Source organism: Variovorax sp. Soil_C_12, from assembly GCF_057657375.1.
On the sequence record NZ_JBDGIO010000002.1, the window covers coordinates 247881 to 262477 of the forward strand.

Here is a 14597-nt window from a genome sequence, read left to right on the forward strand (position 1 = left end):
GAAGGGGGTGCCGCCCCGTTCTCACACTACGGCTCCCTCTCCCCGATCGGCAGCGAGAGTTGGAACAAGGCGCCGTGGGGCAGGTTGGACGCGACCCAGAGCCGGCCGCCATGGGCCTCGACGATCGACCGGCTGATGGAAAGCCCCATGCCGATGCCCTGCGGCTTGGAGGTACAGAACGGCTCGAAAAGCTTGTCCGCCATCTCGAGCGCGATGCCGGGGCCGGAGTCGCGCACCTCGATGCACACGCCACCGGCCGCTTCGGCCGCGCAGCCGATCACCAGCCGCCGAGGACGATCGCCTGGCGCGCTCATCGCGTCGATGGCGTTGGCGATCAGGTTGAGCATCACCTGCTGGAGCTGCACCCTGTCGCCGCGTACGCTCGGCATACCGTCGGCGAACGCCGTCTCGAGCGCGATGTTGTTGCGGCGCATCTGGTCGCGCGTGAGCGCGATCACGTCGAGGACGGTCTCTTTGACATCGATGAGATCCCGGCGCGGCGGTTGGCGCATCACCAGGGCGCGGATGCGGTCGATGACTTCGCTGGCGCGCTGGCCGTCCCTGGCGAGGCGTTCGAGCGAGCGCCGTGCCTTCTCGAGCTGGGGCGGCTCGGCCGCGAGCCATCGCGTGCAGGACCCCGCGCTCGAGACCATGGCCGCAAGCGGCTGATTCACCTCGTGGGCGATGGACGCCGCCAGCACGCCGAGCGTGGTCACTCGGTTCACCCGCGCCAGCGCCGCCTGCGCCTCGCGCAGCGCTTCGGATGCGAGGACGTGGTCGGTGAGATCGCGCGAGATCACGAGCACCGCCTCCAGGTGCTCCGAGTCGAGCCGCAGCGGCGAATAGGACACCGACAGGTAGAAGCGGCCCAGTTGGGTCGTGAACCATTCCGCGAAAGTGACGTGTTCTCCGGCGAGGCAGCGGTCGAGATGCGGCTTCAACGTGCGCTCGAAGACGTCGGACCCCGAAAGGTCGGCGACATGCATGCCAACGATTCTCTCGGCCGGCATCCCCCAATTGCGCTCATAGACCGGGTTGACTCTTTGATAACGGTAATCCCGGCCGATCACGGCCACGCCATCGGAGGCGCTCTCGAACACCTGGCGCGTCAGGTACTCGGCCCGCTTTCGGGCGGCGAGGTCCGCCACGGTCACCGCCTGGAGCAGCTCGCGGCGGGTGAACGGCTTGGCCAGTGTGCGTGCGGCCCCCAGCGCGACCGCGCTGTCTGCGTCCAAGCCGCGTCCCATTTGGAAGAGGCCCGAGATCGCGATCACCGGGATGTCCGGGTGGTGCTGTTGCAACTCGGCGATGACGACAGCGCCACTCGTTCCCGGCATGTGGATGTCGGTGACGACCAGCGCCGGAGCCGCCGATCTCACGGCCGCGAGCCCGGCGCTTCCGTCCGCGGCCTTGCGCACCACGTAGCCGGCCGCCTCGAGCCACTCCGCCAAGGCTTCGCGCATGATCTCGTCGTCTTCGATGACGAGGATGTCGTTGGTCGTAGTCATGATCCGTCGACGAGGGTAAAAATCCCTGACCAGTTGCTTCTTGAAGAGGTCATCCTGTCGATGCCTCTCGCGCCGATTCGAATTAGGCTACGGAGAGGAAAAAAAGGAAAGCAAGCCGGAGCGCGCGTGGCGACCAGGGCTCAAGCGGCCACCTGCATCTCCCCCTTGCGGGGGGCGCGCCAAGCGCATAGATTTCGACGGATCGATGTGACGGGCGAGTTCACCGATGATCCTCAAAGCGCGTGAGTCGGACACACGGTCCCTGGGCCACGGCTGGCTGGCATCGATTTCGCGGGTTCCGGGAGGCGGCATCGGGATCGCGCTGCTGCTTCGTGTGCTGCTGTTCAGCACCGTGGTCACGCTGGTCCTGACCATCTTGCAGTTGTCCTTGAGCTACCGCAGCGAGAGGGCGCGCCTCGAGAGTCGGTTCGGCGAGATCGATCAGGCCTCCTCGCGCAGCCTGAGCGAAAGCCTGTGGACGATGGATTCGAAGCAACTCCAGGAGCAGCTCGACGGCATCTTGCGCCTACCTTCCATGCGCGCCGTGGAGGTTCGGGAGGCGGCTTCGTCTGCCCATGCTTTGACGGTCTTTCGCGGCGAGCGACAGACCGCCAGCGTTGTCGTGAAGGAGTTTCCGCTGACGTGCTGCGGCGAACGGCCGGAAGTCATCGGCGTGCTGCACATCGAAGCGACTCTCAAGGACATCTACCGCGACATCGCGGCGCAGGCTGTCGTCATCCTCCTCAGCAACGCTGCCAAGACCTTCCTGGTCGCGCTTTTCATCTTGTTCATCGTGCACCGCCTGGCGACGCGCCATCTGCAGGACATGGCCGTTTCGCTGGGCAGCGTCACCCCGGATGCAGAGGCCGCGCCGTTGCGATTGCGGCGCGCGCCGGGCAAGGGCGATGAACTCGACCAGTTGGTGGACGCCGTCAACGCGATGCGCGAGAGGCTGCGGCAGCACGCCATGGAGCTCGGGAATGCCAATGCACGCATGGCGGCGATCCTGGACAACATCCCGGACCTCGCATGGGTCAAGGACGCGAACGGTCATTTCGTCGCAGTCAACCGGGCCCTCGCCGCCAGCAAGGGCTTTGCCGAGCCGAGCCAGATGATCGGGAAGACCGATTTCGAGCTTCACCCCCCCGAACTCGCCAGGAGCTATCTTCTCGACGACGCTGAAGTGATGGCGTCGAACGGCATCAAACGGATCGAGGAGCACCACATCAACGCCGACGGGAGCAGTACCCTGGTCGAGACCATCAAGACTGCGCTGCACGGCGGCGACGGCCGCGTGGCCGGGACGGTCGGCATTGCTCGCGACATCACCGCACGGCGGCAGGCCGAGGCGGACCGGATTGCGCGGCAGGCAGCCGAAGCAGCGAATCAGGCCAAGAGCGAGTTCCTGGCCAACATGAGCCACGAGATCCGGACGCCGATGAATGCCATTCTCGGCATGGCCTACCTGGCCCTGCAAAGCGGACTCAACTCGCAACAGCTCGACTACGTGCAGAAGATCCATGGCGCAGCCGAATCGCTGCTCAGGATCATCAACGACATCCTCGACCTCTCCAAGATCGAGGCCGGCAAGCTCGACATCGAGTCCATTCCCTTCGACCTCGGCGACGTGATGGACGCACTGGGCAATCTGCTCGGCCTGAACGTCGAGGCGAAGGGCCTCGAGTTGCTGTTCGTCCTGCCGCCGGAGTTGCCGATGGCCCTGGTGGGCGATCCTTCGCGTCTGCGCCAGGTGCTGCTCAACCTGGGCTACAACGCCGTCAAGTTCACCGAGCGTGGGGAGGTTGTCATCGCCATCGAGATCGTCGAGCACGAGGCCCAGTCCGTTCGTCTGCGATTCGAGGTGCGTGACACCGGCATTGGCATGGCGTCCGACGTGCGGCAGCGTCTGTTCCAACCGTTCTCGCAGGGCGACTCGTCGACGAGCAGGCGCTACGGCGGCAGCGGACTGGGGCTGTCGATCAGTCGTCACCTGGTGCGCATGATGGGCGGCGACATCGAGGTCGACAGCGCGCCGCACCTCGGCAGCCGATTCCACTTCACGCTGCGCTTCGATCTGCAGCCGGAGTCGGCAAGACAGTCCTTGCTGCACCAGGAAGTCCTGCGCGGCCGCCGCGTGCTGGTCGTGGACGACAACACCTGCGCCCGCGCCGTACTTGCCGACATGAGCGCCGCGCTCGGACTGCAAGCCGACACCGCGGCCGGCGGTCAGGACGCCCTGCGCATGATGGAGCTTGCCGATGCGAGCGACAAGGCATACGACCTGGTTCTTCTGGATTGGAAAATGCCCGGCCTCGGCGGCGTGGAGTGCGCGCGCCTGCTGGGCGAGCGCGAATCCCGGCGCCCGCGGACATCCACCGTGCTGATGGTGACCGCCTTCGGCCGCGACGAAGCGCAGGAACAGCTGAGGGAACGAGACCTCGGCGTCGGCGCGCTGCTGATCAAGCCGGTCATCCCGGCAACGCTTTTCGAAGCCTGCAACCAGGCACTCGGCCCGTCGGCTTCCCGCTCGAGCCGCACGACCAGGAGCGAGGAGGCATTGCTGCGCCATCAAGCCCGCCTGCGCGGCGCGCGGATACTCCTCGTGGAGGACAACCCCATCAACCGCGAGATCGCCTCGACCGTGTTGCGCCGCGCCGGCATCTTCGTGCGCGTTGCCTGCGATGGCAGGGAGGCCCTGGACATGCTGGACCGGGAGCGTTTCGACGGCGTCCTGATGGACTGCCAGATGCCCGTCATGGACGGCTACGCTGCCACGCGTGCGCTGCGCGAGCAGCCGCAGGGGCGCGAGCTGCCGGTGATTGCGATGACCGCCAGCGCGCTGGTCGGCGATCGCGACAAGGTGCTGGCAGCCGGCATGAACGACCACATCGCCAAGCCGATCAGCGTCGAAGCGTTGTTCGCGACGCTCGACCGCTGGGTCCGCCCGGCCGCGGTCGAGCCCGCGCCAGCGCCAAGTTCCGCCTGCGGCGAATCGCGCAGCGATTCGCTGGAAGGAATGGCTGGAATCGACCGCCGCGCGGGCCTCGACGCGATGGGCGACGAGGCCCTCTACCGTCGCCTGCTGCAAATGTTTCGCGATCGGGAAGCGGACTTCCCGGAGCGCTTCCGGGCCGCGCGCGCGACGGGCCAGAAGGAGGCGGCGATGCGCATGGCGCACAACCTGAAGAGCGTCACCGGCGCCCTCGCCGTCAGCGCCGTCCATCCTGCGGCGGGGGAGCTCGAACTGGCCTGCAACGACGGCACCGACGATGCGGGTGTCGAGACCCTGGTTCGGAAAGTGGCTCAGCTGCTCGGACCGGTCATTTCCGAACTGCAGGCGCTCGGGCCAAGACAGCTGCCCTGAACCGGCGGCGCCAGCCAGGCATCGAGGCGCTGCAGCGGCCGTGGCCTGGTCCGGCTTGATGGATCAGCCTCACCGCCCCCGTCTGTGGTCGTACCAAAGTTCCGGCCGATTGGATGGCGTCTCGGGCGTCAGCAACGGGTTTCGCAGCTCGATGACCGTACGCTTGTCCAGACGCGCCTTGCGCAGCCGTTCGCCAAAGTGCTGAAGGAAGAGCTTGTCGAACGAGCCGTCGGCAATCGCCTTTTCCAGTCCTTCGAGGATGTCTTGTGCCAGCTTGGTGTTCTTGCGGTTCACCATGAAGTAGGAGTCGTAGACGTAGTGCAACGCGAGATGGGGTTCCACTTCGAGGGATTCAGCGTTGATCGCCTGCTCGTCCCAGATTTCCATGACGCTGCGCGGAAAGTAGTCGAAGCGCTTGCCCTCGAGCATCTTGAACAGGACTTCGTATTTCGGGGCGGTGATCACGTCGATGCCGTTGGCCCGGAGAATGCTCGTGTCGGGCCACTCGTGTCCCTGGGCGAGCCGCACGCCCTTCAGGTCGTCCAGCGTCCTGACGCCCGCGACCAGGTCCTTGTCGCCCTTGCGGACCAGGCCCAGGCGCCATCCGAGCATGCCCTTGTTCACGGGGATGCGAATCGGCAGCAGACGCGTCTCGCGCTCGGCGGAGCTGGGGATCGGGCCGACATCGATCGTGCGTCCTGCTTCGATCTCCAGCACCTGGCGCTCCTGGTTCATGGGGAACTCGGCCGTCTGGATCCGATACTCGGTACCGGTCTTCGACAGCGCGAGCTGCAGCAACTGCAACGGATAGTCGAAGCGGCGATCGCCATCGAACTCGGGCCTGGGAAAGCGGACGATGTCCACGCCGGCGGCGCTCAGGTGCCAGGCAAGCATCAGGCAGGCCAACAGACGAAACATCATGGACATCATCTTCTCCTCGCCCACCCGGCCCCCGGCGGCCGACTGACGTTCTGCGGGCATCCGCTTGCGCACCGACGAATCGAATCAGCTTACATCCTCAGGTCGATCTCGTCACTGTTGCGGCCTTTAGGCGCCTAAACCAAAGTCGTAGAGCGCGTGACAAACGTCCAATGGTCTTGCGTGCGCAATCGGCCTAGTCTTGCGTCAACGCTCAATGTGACCGGCAAGGACATCCAAGTGCGCAACAACCCGACCGTGGCGATTGTGGACGACGATGAGTCGGTGCGAGACACCACGAAGGACCTGCTCGACTCCGCCGGCTTGTCCGCCGCCACCTTCGACTCGGCCGAGAGCTTCCTGCAGTCCAAGAATGTGCGCACCATCCGGTGCCTCGTCGCCGACATGCGCATGCCGGGGATGACCGGGCTCGAGCTGCACGGCCACCTCGCCGCCGCCGGTACCCCGATTCCCACAATCCTCGTCACCGCGTACCCCGACGAACGGGTGCGCTCCCGGGCCTTGTCGACGGGCGTGATCTGCTTCCTCGCAAAGCCCTTCAGCGCGGAAGACCTCCTTACCTGCATTGAGACCGCCCTGCGCGTTGACCGCGCGTGAGACGCACGACTCTGTTTCCCGGAACTGCTTCATCGAACCGAACCACGAGGAGATCGCCATGCCCACCGCCTCCCACTCATGCGCTGCACCGTCCGCCTTCGAGGGCCGCGACGACGGGTGGCCCAGCGTGCTGGCCTCGCAGACCTGAAGCGAGGCGCAAAGCCATGTGCGATGGATCGGCCGAAATCCCGGACGGCGGGGTGCCACATGCATTGCTGCAGAACCTCCTCTATGAAAAGAGGGCGGGGATCGCCTACGTCACCATCAACCGCCCGCAGGCGATGAACGCACTGAGCCACACGGCGCTCGAGGAGCTGAGATCGGTGATGGAGGACGCGCAAGCGGACCCCGTTGTCCAAGGCGTGATCGTGACCGGCGCGGGCGACAAGGCCTTCGTCACCGGGGCCGATATCGGCGAGAACGCGTCGATCTCCGCCGTCGACGCGCAAGCGTTCACGCGCAGCGGCCGGCTTGCGTTCGATCTGATCGAGCACCTCGGCAAGCCGGTGATCGCTGCCATGAATGGCTTCGCATCGGGCGAAGGGTGCGAACTGGCGATGGCTTGCACCTTGCGTCTTGCAACGGCGCATGTGAGATTCGGCGGGCCGGAAGCGAAGGCCTTCGTTCGCGGCTTCGGCGGAACGCAGCGCCTCCTGCGTCTCATCGGCAAGGGCCGTGCGCTGCAGCTCATTCTCACGGCGGACACGATCGATGCGACAGAAGCACACCGGAACGGCCTGGTCAACGAGATTGTCGATGCAGACCAGCTCATCCCCCGCGCGGAAACGATCCTCGGCCGAATGGCGCACCACGCCGATCTTCATGCCTGCGCTCGCGGCGCCGTCGGCTGCCCGCCATCATCAAGGGCGATGTGAACCCGCGCGCCGGCATGCGCTGAACGTGATCGGTTGGCGACCTCTCCTGCTTCAGACGCACGCTCGCGCACGCCAAGACCCGCCAGTTGGCTCGGATGGATGCGGCGCAGGCCGAGGCTTTGTGTCTGTTTGAGACTACAGGTCGTGAGGGGTTGCGGGCTGTATGGTCCGACGGACTTCACTGCGGTTCGTCCACTCCCCCGATGATGTCTTCACGTCGAATCTTGTTCCGCACCGCGGCCTGTCTTGCTGTCAGCGCCACGGGCGCCACGTCGTGGCTTGCCCATGCGGCCACGAAACACGTCTCGAAGGATCCCTCCGGCGTGTCGGGCCCCGCTGCGCTCGACAGGCTCAATGCAGCCGGGGAAACGCCGGTGCTCGCGCAAGGCTCGCGCGGGGCCGCGGTCATGCGAGCGCAGATCCTGCTCGATCGCGCCTGGTTCTCGCCCGGCGAGATCGACGGCGGTTTCGGCGCCAACATGCGCCGCGTGGTGAAGGCCTACCAGAAGGCAAAGGGGCTTGCGGAGAGCGGCAAGGTCGATGCTGCGACGTGGACCGCGCTGAAGGCCGACACCGCGCCACTGTTCGCCACCTACGCAATCACCGAGAAGGACGCGGCTGGTCCCTATGCGGCGACGCCGAGGGAGATGGCGGACCGAGCCAAGATGAGGGCATCGAGCTATGAGAACCTGAAGGAAGCCATTTCGGAGAAGCACCACATGTCTCCCAAGGCCCTGGTCGCCCTGAATGTCGGTGCCAAGTTCCAGGCCGGTGAGGAAATTGTGGTCGCCAACGTCACGAGCGCGGCGGATCCCAGTGTCATCAAGGCCGCGGCGTCGATTGAGATCGACAAGAGCGAGCACATGCTGTTCGTGCTCGACGGGGCGGGCAAGCCGCTCGCCGGCTTTCCCATCAGCATCGGCGGGCCGCTCGACCCGCTGCCCTTGGGCAAGATGAAGATCATCAACGAAGTGAAGGACCCCACCTTCACGTACGACCCGGCGATCCTGAAGAAGGCGCCGGCAGGCGCGGTGAAGGTCGATATCGCAGGGGGTCCGAACAACCCTATCGGCAACGTATGGATGGGGCTGTCGAAGCCGCACTGGGGCATCCACGGCACGCCGGCGCCGGATCGCGTGGGGCATGCGACAACCAATGGCTGCATCCACCTGACCAATTGGGACGCGGCGCGCGTGTCGCAGCTGGCGAAAGCGGGCTTTGCGGTCGAGGTGAAGGCCTGAAGGGACTGCCGATGCACATGTCGCGACCGCAAATGGCGATTGCTGTGGCTTGCCTCGTGGTGCCAGGCTGGGAGACGGCAGAGGCCTGCACCGACCGCGCCGCGCCGGCGCCACTCGCCGCCCGCGCGTTGCAGTTCCCAGTCGACGGCGTCCAGCCCGAGACCGTCCGCAACACCTTTGACGACGGCCGCCCCGACCACCGCCATGAGGCGCTCGACATCATGGCCCCACGCGGGACGCCCGTGCGCGCCGTGGAAGACGGCAAGCTGGTCAAACTGTTCGAGAGCAAGCCGGGCGGACTCACCGTCTATCAGTTCGACCCGGCGGGCCAACTGGTCTATTACTACGCGCACCTGGACCGCTATGCCGAAGGCCTGCATGAGGGCATGCGGCTTCGGCGCGGCGACCTGATCGGATACGTCGGCACGACCGGCAACGCCGCGCCCGACGCGCCGCACTTGCATTTCGCGGTGTTTCTGCTTGGTCCGGAAAGGCAATGGTGGAAGGGCGAAGCGCTGAACCCAAACTGCGCCTGGCGCGCTGCCCGATGACGAGGCATCGCGTGGACGCAATTGCCTGACCGCCGCAGATGAAGCTCAAGCTCATTGCGTGGACCTTCGTTCTGACGTCCGCGGCGGCTGTGACCGCACTCAACTTCACCGGCGGCGAGAAGAAGCTCGAGGAGCAGGTCCGGCACGAATATGGGCTCCATGACGCCCAGTACCAGCGTGCGCTTGGCGTCCTTCTCGGCCCACCAATCACCGACGGCAACCGCCTCGAAGCGTTTCAAAACGGCGACCGGATCTTTCCGCCGATGCTCGCAGCCATTCGCGGCGCCCAGCACACAATTACTTTCGAGACCTATATCTATTGGTCCGGCGACATCGGCAAGGCCTTCGCCGACGCGCTGGCCGAGCGCTCGCGCGCTGGCGTCAAGGTCCATGTTCTGCTCGACTGGGTCGGGAGCTCGAAGGTCGACGAGGCCTTCGTGAAGGAGATGGAGGCCGCCGGCGTCCAGGTCCGCAAGTTCCACAAGCCGCGCTGGTACGACCTCGCAAAGATGAACAACAGGACGCACCGCAAGCTGCTGGTGGTCGATGGCCGCATCGGCTTCACCGGCGGGGTGGGCATCGCCCCGGCGTGGACGGGCGACGCGCAGGACGCGGCACACTGGCGCGACTCCCACTTCCGGGCCGAAGGCCCAGTGGTGGCGCAGATGCAGGCCGTGTTCATGGACAACTGGATCAAGGCGACCGGCGACGTGCTGCATGGCGAGCGCTACTTCCCGGCGCTGCCCGAGGTGGGCCGGCAGCGCGCCCAGGTGTTCAGCAGTTCGCCCTCCGGCGGCAGTGAGAGCATGCACCTCATGTACCTGCTGTCCATCGCCGCGGCCACGCGGTCGATCGACCTGTCGAGCGCTTATTTCGTGCCCGACGAGCTCACGGTGCGCACGCTCGTCGCCGCCATGCGACGCGGTGTGCGGCTGCGGATCATCACGCCCGGACCGATCATCGACTCGCAAACCGTGCGCAGCGCCTCCCGCGCGGGCTGGGGCCCGCTGCTCGAGGCCGGCGCCGAGATCAGCGAATACCAACCCACCATGTTCCATTGCAAGGTCTTCACGGTGGACGGATTGCTGGTGTCGGTCGGCTCCACCAACTTCGATAACCGCTCCTTCCGACTGAACGACGAGGCCAACCTCAACATCTACGACGCAGAGTTTGCCGCTGCGCAGACGGTGCAATTCGAAGCGGACCTGAAGCAGGCCAGGCGCGTCACACTGGAAGCCTGGCGCGATCGGCCGTGGTCGGAGAAAGCGCAGGAACATCTGGCCGCATTGATCGCCTCGCAGCTCTAAAGCTGCAAAACAGCGGGCGTGTCACGCGCCAGACCTACTCGCGCGCCAGCCGCAGCAACTCTTCACCGACGACACGGCGCGCCTCGTTGGTCGACGCGCAGTCGAATAGGGTCTGCAAGAGGTCGTCGCGCTCAAGGGCCAACAGGCTTGCAATCATGGACTGCTGCGCTGCAGAGAAAACGTTGCCCAACACCCAGGACTCGAGCATCAGCGCCGCTTGCGTCGGGTTGTCGTGATGCAACTCGGCGAGATGCAGGCAAAGCTTCACCTGCGCCGCATCGAACGACTGTGGAATCACCGGATTGGTCTTCAGCGGTTCCGCAACCCGGAAATATGGCGCCCGCCCGCGGATACGAGCGGCGAGCCTCGACATGGCTTTTTGCATCGCCTTCCCCGCGTCCCTGAAAGAGGAGATCGAAGAGCAACCATCATGCACTTGGCCCGAGAAGTCGAGCAGCGGGCGTGTAACCTTTGTAACGAACGGCTGGGCATCCATGGCCTTCAGTGCGGCTGCGGCACTGAAGCTAGACTTCGTGATGCACGTGGCAGATATCGTCCGCCCCCTACCCTGCAGCCTGGCTTCGACCCTGTCAGGCGATACAACAAACTGCCCCCGATGCAGTGAACCCCATCCATGATTGAAGCCAATCCAACCCCGCCCCTTCCCGATCATCTATCCATTGATCCTCGCAGCCCCCACTACCTCGCTGCCGTCTTCGAACACGACATCGGCATCCGATTCAACGACAAGGAGCGAGGCGACGTGGAGGAATACTGCATCAGCGAGGGCTGGATCAAGGTCCCCGCGGGCAAGACGCTGGATCGCAAGGGAAAACCGCTGCTGATCAAGCTGAAGGGCAAGGTCGAGGCGTTCTATCGGTAGGCCGGCTGGCTTCGAGGCGTGCGGCTGCAGCGACTACGTGAGGCGCAATTGCCGCGTGACCTGCCCGTTGCTTTCCCAGTAAGTGCGCTTTCTGGCGATGCGGGGGTCGTCCATCGCCGGCTGCACATTTCCACGGATGTCGACGGCCCTCGTGGTGATCGCATGGTCCCCCGGCGTCGCGTTGGGCCATGGCATTGACCAGAACTTCCACGCGAACTCCGCTTGCTCGCTGCGGTCCATCGTTGCCGCGACCCAGGGGCCCCCATCGATCCGCACCTCCGCACGCGCAATGCGACTCCCCCACGCTGCCCCGACGACCCTGTACTGGCCGTTTCGTTGCGTCACCTTGGCCGGCACCGACTTGAGCAGGCCCCGGCCCACGGAGCTCTCCGTCCAAACGGTTTCGCCCTTGCGCTGCTCCTCGCGGATCGTCACATAGTCGCGACCCATGAAGCGGCCCATGAAGCGGGTTTCCCAGATCTCGATGCGTCTCAGCCATTTGACATTCGCAATGCCATACCATCCCGGTGCAATGAGCCGCACGGGGAAGCCGTGGGGCTGCGGAAGCGCTGCGCCGTTCATCTCGTAGCACAGCAGGTTGTTTGGATTCATCGCATCGGCGAGCGACATGCTGCGAGCGAAGTGCTGCGGCATCTTGATCTGCCGGACTTCTTCCTCACCGCTGTCGCTTCCGATGAACACCACCTCCGTGCCTTGGGGGAGCACCCCGGCTTCCTTGAGCAACGGGGCCAGCGGCGTTCCCGCCCATCTGGCGTTGCCGATGCCGCTCGTGAACCATGGGAAGCCATGGTTGCCGGAGCATTCGAGCGTAAAGATCACCTCTTTGCGCGGTCGGGCCCTTAACGCGGCGAGGGTCAGGATCTTGGGCTGCCGGACGCGTCCAGTGATTTCGAGCGTCCACGCCTTCTCGTCGATGACCGGCTTGTTGTAATGCGCCACACGGAAGAACTTGTCGTTGGGCGTCAGCCAGGAATCGAGCTCTTCCCATCGAGGCAGATTCTCGACGACGCCGCCACTGGGGTTCGGCGGCGGCTGATCCAGCCAGGGAATGACCTCCTCGCCGGGTCGGGTCGGGAAGGCCCGAGAAAGCAGAGGGGCGTGCAAAAGCGCCAAGCCGGCGATCGCTGCGCTGCCTCGCTGCATCAGCTCCCGGCGCATCCTGTCTCTTGCGTCCATGGCGTGTCTCCTTCATAGGAACCAGCACGAACCGGCCCTCGGCATCGGCCTCGCTCGCAAAGGGCGAAGCACACCTCGGCAACGCGTTTTACTCGTCCGCTTGTCGACTGTCCATGTCATTTCACATCGGCGCTCAAATGAAGCCCTGAAGCAAGCTCTCTTGCCGGGCAAGCGGGCAGTCGTTCGCGGAACTCGGCATGACGCGCACTTCGGTCTCGAATTGGCGGTTTGCCGCCGCGCAAACTGCGGTTGGGGGCTGGACAGAGCAGGCCGTGTTGACATGCTGTTCGCAGCGGGGATGGCGGAACCACTCGCTACGTTGGTAACGTGTGCAAGCACTGACGGCACGCGAGGAGGTGACTATGCTGCGGAAGGCGGCGCCGGTCGCGCCGGACCGCGCCGGCAACGTCAGGTAAGAAGAGGTGGCCATGATTGCTGACTCCATTCGATCCATCGTCGACCTGCTCGTGTTTCGCAAGATGCCGAAGAAGCTGGATGCGGAACTCGAGGAAGCATCGAGCGACTTCGAGAAGGCTGGTGACACCGGCACGCCCCATGGCATCGACGACATTCACAAGGGCGATCCCCACGGGGCGGAAATGCACGTCGTGCACGCAATACCCTTGAGCGCGTATGTGTCCTTCGCGCATTCCGATGCCGATTTCGCTCAGTCGCTACGCACCACGCTTCAACAGCGCCATGAAGTGTCGGCCTTCCTCAAGGACGACCGGCAGCGGGCCCCGGACTATCTCGCTCGCGTGATCCCTTGGGCCATCGAGGCCGCGGACATTTTCATCGTCCTGCTCTCGCCGGAAACGATAAGAAGCAACTACCTGGGGCGCGAGCTCCAACTCGCCCTTCAATTGAACAAGCGCGTCGTACCGGTCTACGTCGAAGCCTTTGATCTCGGGGCAAATGCGCCCGAACCTTTTGACCAGTTGCGAAACATTTCGGCTTTGCATTTGGAAGAGATGAGCGTCGAAGAAGTTGCGCAAGAGACCGCGCGACTGATGCATCCAGTTGCGCGGCGGCTGCGATAGCGCCGCTGTGCGTCGGCCAAATGCGGCCGAGCACCGGATGGAGCGTCAGTCGAACTGCGAGCGGTTTCCCGCCACCAGGTCGCGGTTGCGCCGCCTGTCGGCGGCGATCTCGCGCGCGAACGCTTCACTGCTGCCCTCGGCCGGCATGTTGTGGGCGCCGCGCAGCCACGCGCGCAGCGCCTCCCCCCGCAGCAAGCGGTTGATCTCGGCATTGAGGCGCTGCACCACCGCGGGCGGCGTGCGCGCGGGCGCGAAGATGCCGAACAGCGAGTCGCAGTTGGCCCGCTCAAAGCCCAGCTCGGCGAGCGTGGGGACTGCGGGCAACGCCTCGACACGCGCCGGCGCGCCCACGGCCAGCGCCTGGAACAGACCGCTCTCGATGTACTGCAGCTGTTGCGCTGCAACGTTGGTCGACAGTACCTCGAACTGCCCGCTCAGCGCATCATTGAGTTGCGGTCCGCCACCGTGGTAGGGAACGTGCGTGATGTCGCTGTGGCTTTGCATGCGCACTTGCGCCAACACCATGTGCCCGCTGGTCGCCACGCCCGAGGTGGCCCAGCGCACCGCGCCGGGCCGGCTGCGCGCGAGTGCGATCAGGTCGCCGAATCCGTGCCCTGCGAAGGCCGGGGTTCCCACCACCAGCACCGGCGTGCGCATCACGCTGGCAACGGGCGCGAAGCCGTGCAGCGGGTCGTAGGGCACGCGCGAGAGCAGCGGGTGCAGGGTGAGCGGGCTGATGGCGGAAAAGGCCAGCGTACAACCGTCCGGCGCCGAACGCGCGAGCGCGTCCATGCCGAGGCTGCCACCCGCGCCGGGGCGGTTCTCGACCAGGACCGGCACGCCGAGCGACTGCGACAGCGGTTCGGCCAGGACACGCGCCATGCTGTCGCTCACACCGCCGGGCGGGTAGACCACGATCAGCCGTACCGGCCGGTTCGGCCAGCCGGGCGGTGCCGCCTGCACCCGATGCGGCGCGGCACAGGCGGCTGCGAGCAGCGCCCCCGTACCCTGCAGGAAGTGGCGGCGCGGCAGTAGCAGGGTCACTGGAATACCTTCGCCTTCGGCTACGGTGCCATGAGCCTTCGGAGCGGCCGT

General features: G+C 65.4%; 14 protein-coding genes. 8 read left to right on the forward strand and 6 right to left on the reverse strand.

Going from position 1 to position 14597, the window contains the following annotated elements; all coding sequences use genetic code 11:
• Positions 1 to 26 precede the first annotated feature (26 nt).
• Positions 27 to 1508: a sensor histidine kinase gene (locus AC3A6X_RS06085; protein WP_487841318.1), complete on the reverse strand. Its 1482-nt coding sequence runs from the start codon at positions 1506 to 1508 to the stop codon at positions 27 to 29.
• Positions 1509 to 1734: 226 nt separating this feature from the next.
• Here AC3A6X_RS06085 and AC3A6X_RS06090 point away from each other — a divergent pair, with 226 nt between their 5' ends.
• Positions 1735 to 4872, forward strand: a complete 3138-nt coding sequence (locus AC3A6X_RS06090) for a response regulator (RefSeq protein WP_487841319.1) — start codon at positions 1735 to 1737, stop codon at positions 4870 to 4872.
• 69 nt (positions 4873 to 4941) lie between these two features.
• Here the strand turns inward: AC3A6X_RS06090 and AC3A6X_RS06095 are convergent, their stop codons facing one another.
• The gene (locus AC3A6X_RS06095) at positions 4942 to 5865 is read right to left on the reverse strand and encodes a substrate-binding periplasmic protein (RefSeq protein ID WP_487841320.1); all 924 of its coding nucleotides are present in this window, start codon (positions 5863 to 5865) and stop codon (positions 4942 to 4944) included.
• A 144-nt stretch (positions 5866 to 6009) separates the two neighbouring features.
• On the opposite strand from AC3A6X_RS06095, the gene AC3A6X_RS06100 reads away from it, so the two are divergent.
• The 5 genes from AC3A6X_RS06100 (at position 6010) to AC3A6X_RS06120 (ending at position 10382) form a co-directional block, all read left to right on the forward strand.
• On the forward strand, positions 6010 to 6408 hold the full coding sequence (locus tag AC3A6X_RS06100; protein WP_487841321.1) for a response regulator transcription factor: 399 nt from the start codon (positions 6010 to 6012) through the stop codon (positions 6406 to 6408).
• 164 nt (positions 6409 to 6572) lie between these two features.
• A complete protein-coding gene (locus AC3A6X_RS06105; protein WP_487841322.1) occupies positions 6573 to 7283 on the forward strand; it encodes an enoyl-CoA hydratase-related protein in 711 nt (236 codons plus the stop codon).
• 224 nt (positions 7284 to 7507) lie between these two features.
• A complete protein-coding gene (locus tag AC3A6X_RS06110) occupies positions 7508 to 8524 on the forward strand; it encodes a L,D-transpeptidase family protein (protein WP_487841323.1) in 1017 nt (338 codons plus the stop codon).
• A gap of 32 nt (positions 8525 to 8556) precedes the next feature.
• Complete coding sequence (locus AC3A6X_RS06115; protein ID WP_487841324.1) at positions 8557 to 9075, forward strand: M23 family metallopeptidase; 519 nt, start codon at positions 8557 to 8559, stop codon at positions 9073 to 9075.
• Between the two features lie 38 nt (positions 9076 to 9113).
• Positions 9114 to 10382, forward strand: coding sequence for a phospholipase D-like domain-containing protein (locus AC3A6X_RS06120; protein ID WP_487841325.1), 1269 nt, complete (start codon positions 9114 to 9116; stop codon positions 10380 to 10382).
• 34 nt (positions 10383 to 10416) lie between these two features.
• Here the strand turns inward: AC3A6X_RS06120 and AC3A6X_RS06125 are convergent, their stop codons facing one another.
• A complete protein-coding gene (locus AC3A6X_RS06125; protein WP_487841326.1) occupies positions 10417 to 10878 on the reverse strand; it encodes a hypothetical protein in 462 nt (153 codons plus the stop codon).
• Between the two features lie 138 nt (positions 10879 to 11016).
• Here AC3A6X_RS06125 and AC3A6X_RS06130 point away from each other — a divergent pair, with 138 nt between their 5' ends.
• Positions 11017 to 11265, forward strand: a complete 249-nt coding sequence (locus AC3A6X_RS06130) for a DUF3297 family protein (RefSeq protein ID WP_487841327.1) — start codon at positions 11017 to 11019, stop codon at positions 11263 to 11265.
• A 33-nt stretch (positions 11266 to 11298) separates the two neighbouring features.
• Here AC3A6X_RS06130 and AC3A6X_RS06135 read toward each other — a convergent pair whose 3' ends face one another.
• The gene (locus AC3A6X_RS06135) at positions 11299 to 12462 is read right to left on the reverse strand and encodes a molybdopterin-dependent oxidoreductase (protein WP_487841328.1); all 1164 of its coding nucleotides are present in this window, start codon (positions 12460 to 12462) and stop codon (positions 11299 to 11301) included.
• Positions 12463 to 12595: 133 nt separating this feature from the next.
• Positions 12596 to 12892: a hypothetical protein gene (locus AC3A6X_RS06140; protein ID WP_487841329.1), complete on the reverse strand. Its 297-nt coding sequence runs from the start codon at positions 12890 to 12892 to the stop codon at positions 12596 to 12598.
• Between AC3A6X_RS06140 and AC3A6X_RS06145 the strand changes: the two genes are divergently transcribed.
• Positions 12891 to 13502: a toll/interleukin-1 receptor domain-containing protein gene (locus tag AC3A6X_RS06145; protein WP_487841330.1), complete on the forward strand. Its 612-nt coding sequence runs from the start codon at positions 12891 to 12893 to the stop codon at positions 13500 to 13502. The genes AC3A6X_RS06140 and AC3A6X_RS06145 overlap by 2 nt on opposite strands.
• Before the next feature lie 45 nt (positions 13503 to 13547).
• Here the strand turns inward: AC3A6X_RS06145 and AC3A6X_RS06150 are convergent, their stop codons facing one another.
• A complete protein-coding gene (locus AC3A6X_RS06150) occupies positions 13548 to 14546 on the reverse strand; it encodes a Bug family tripartite tricarboxylate transporter substrate binding protein (protein WP_487841331.1) in 999 nt (332 codons plus the stop codon).
• Positions 14547 to 14597: the final 51 nt, after the last annotated feature.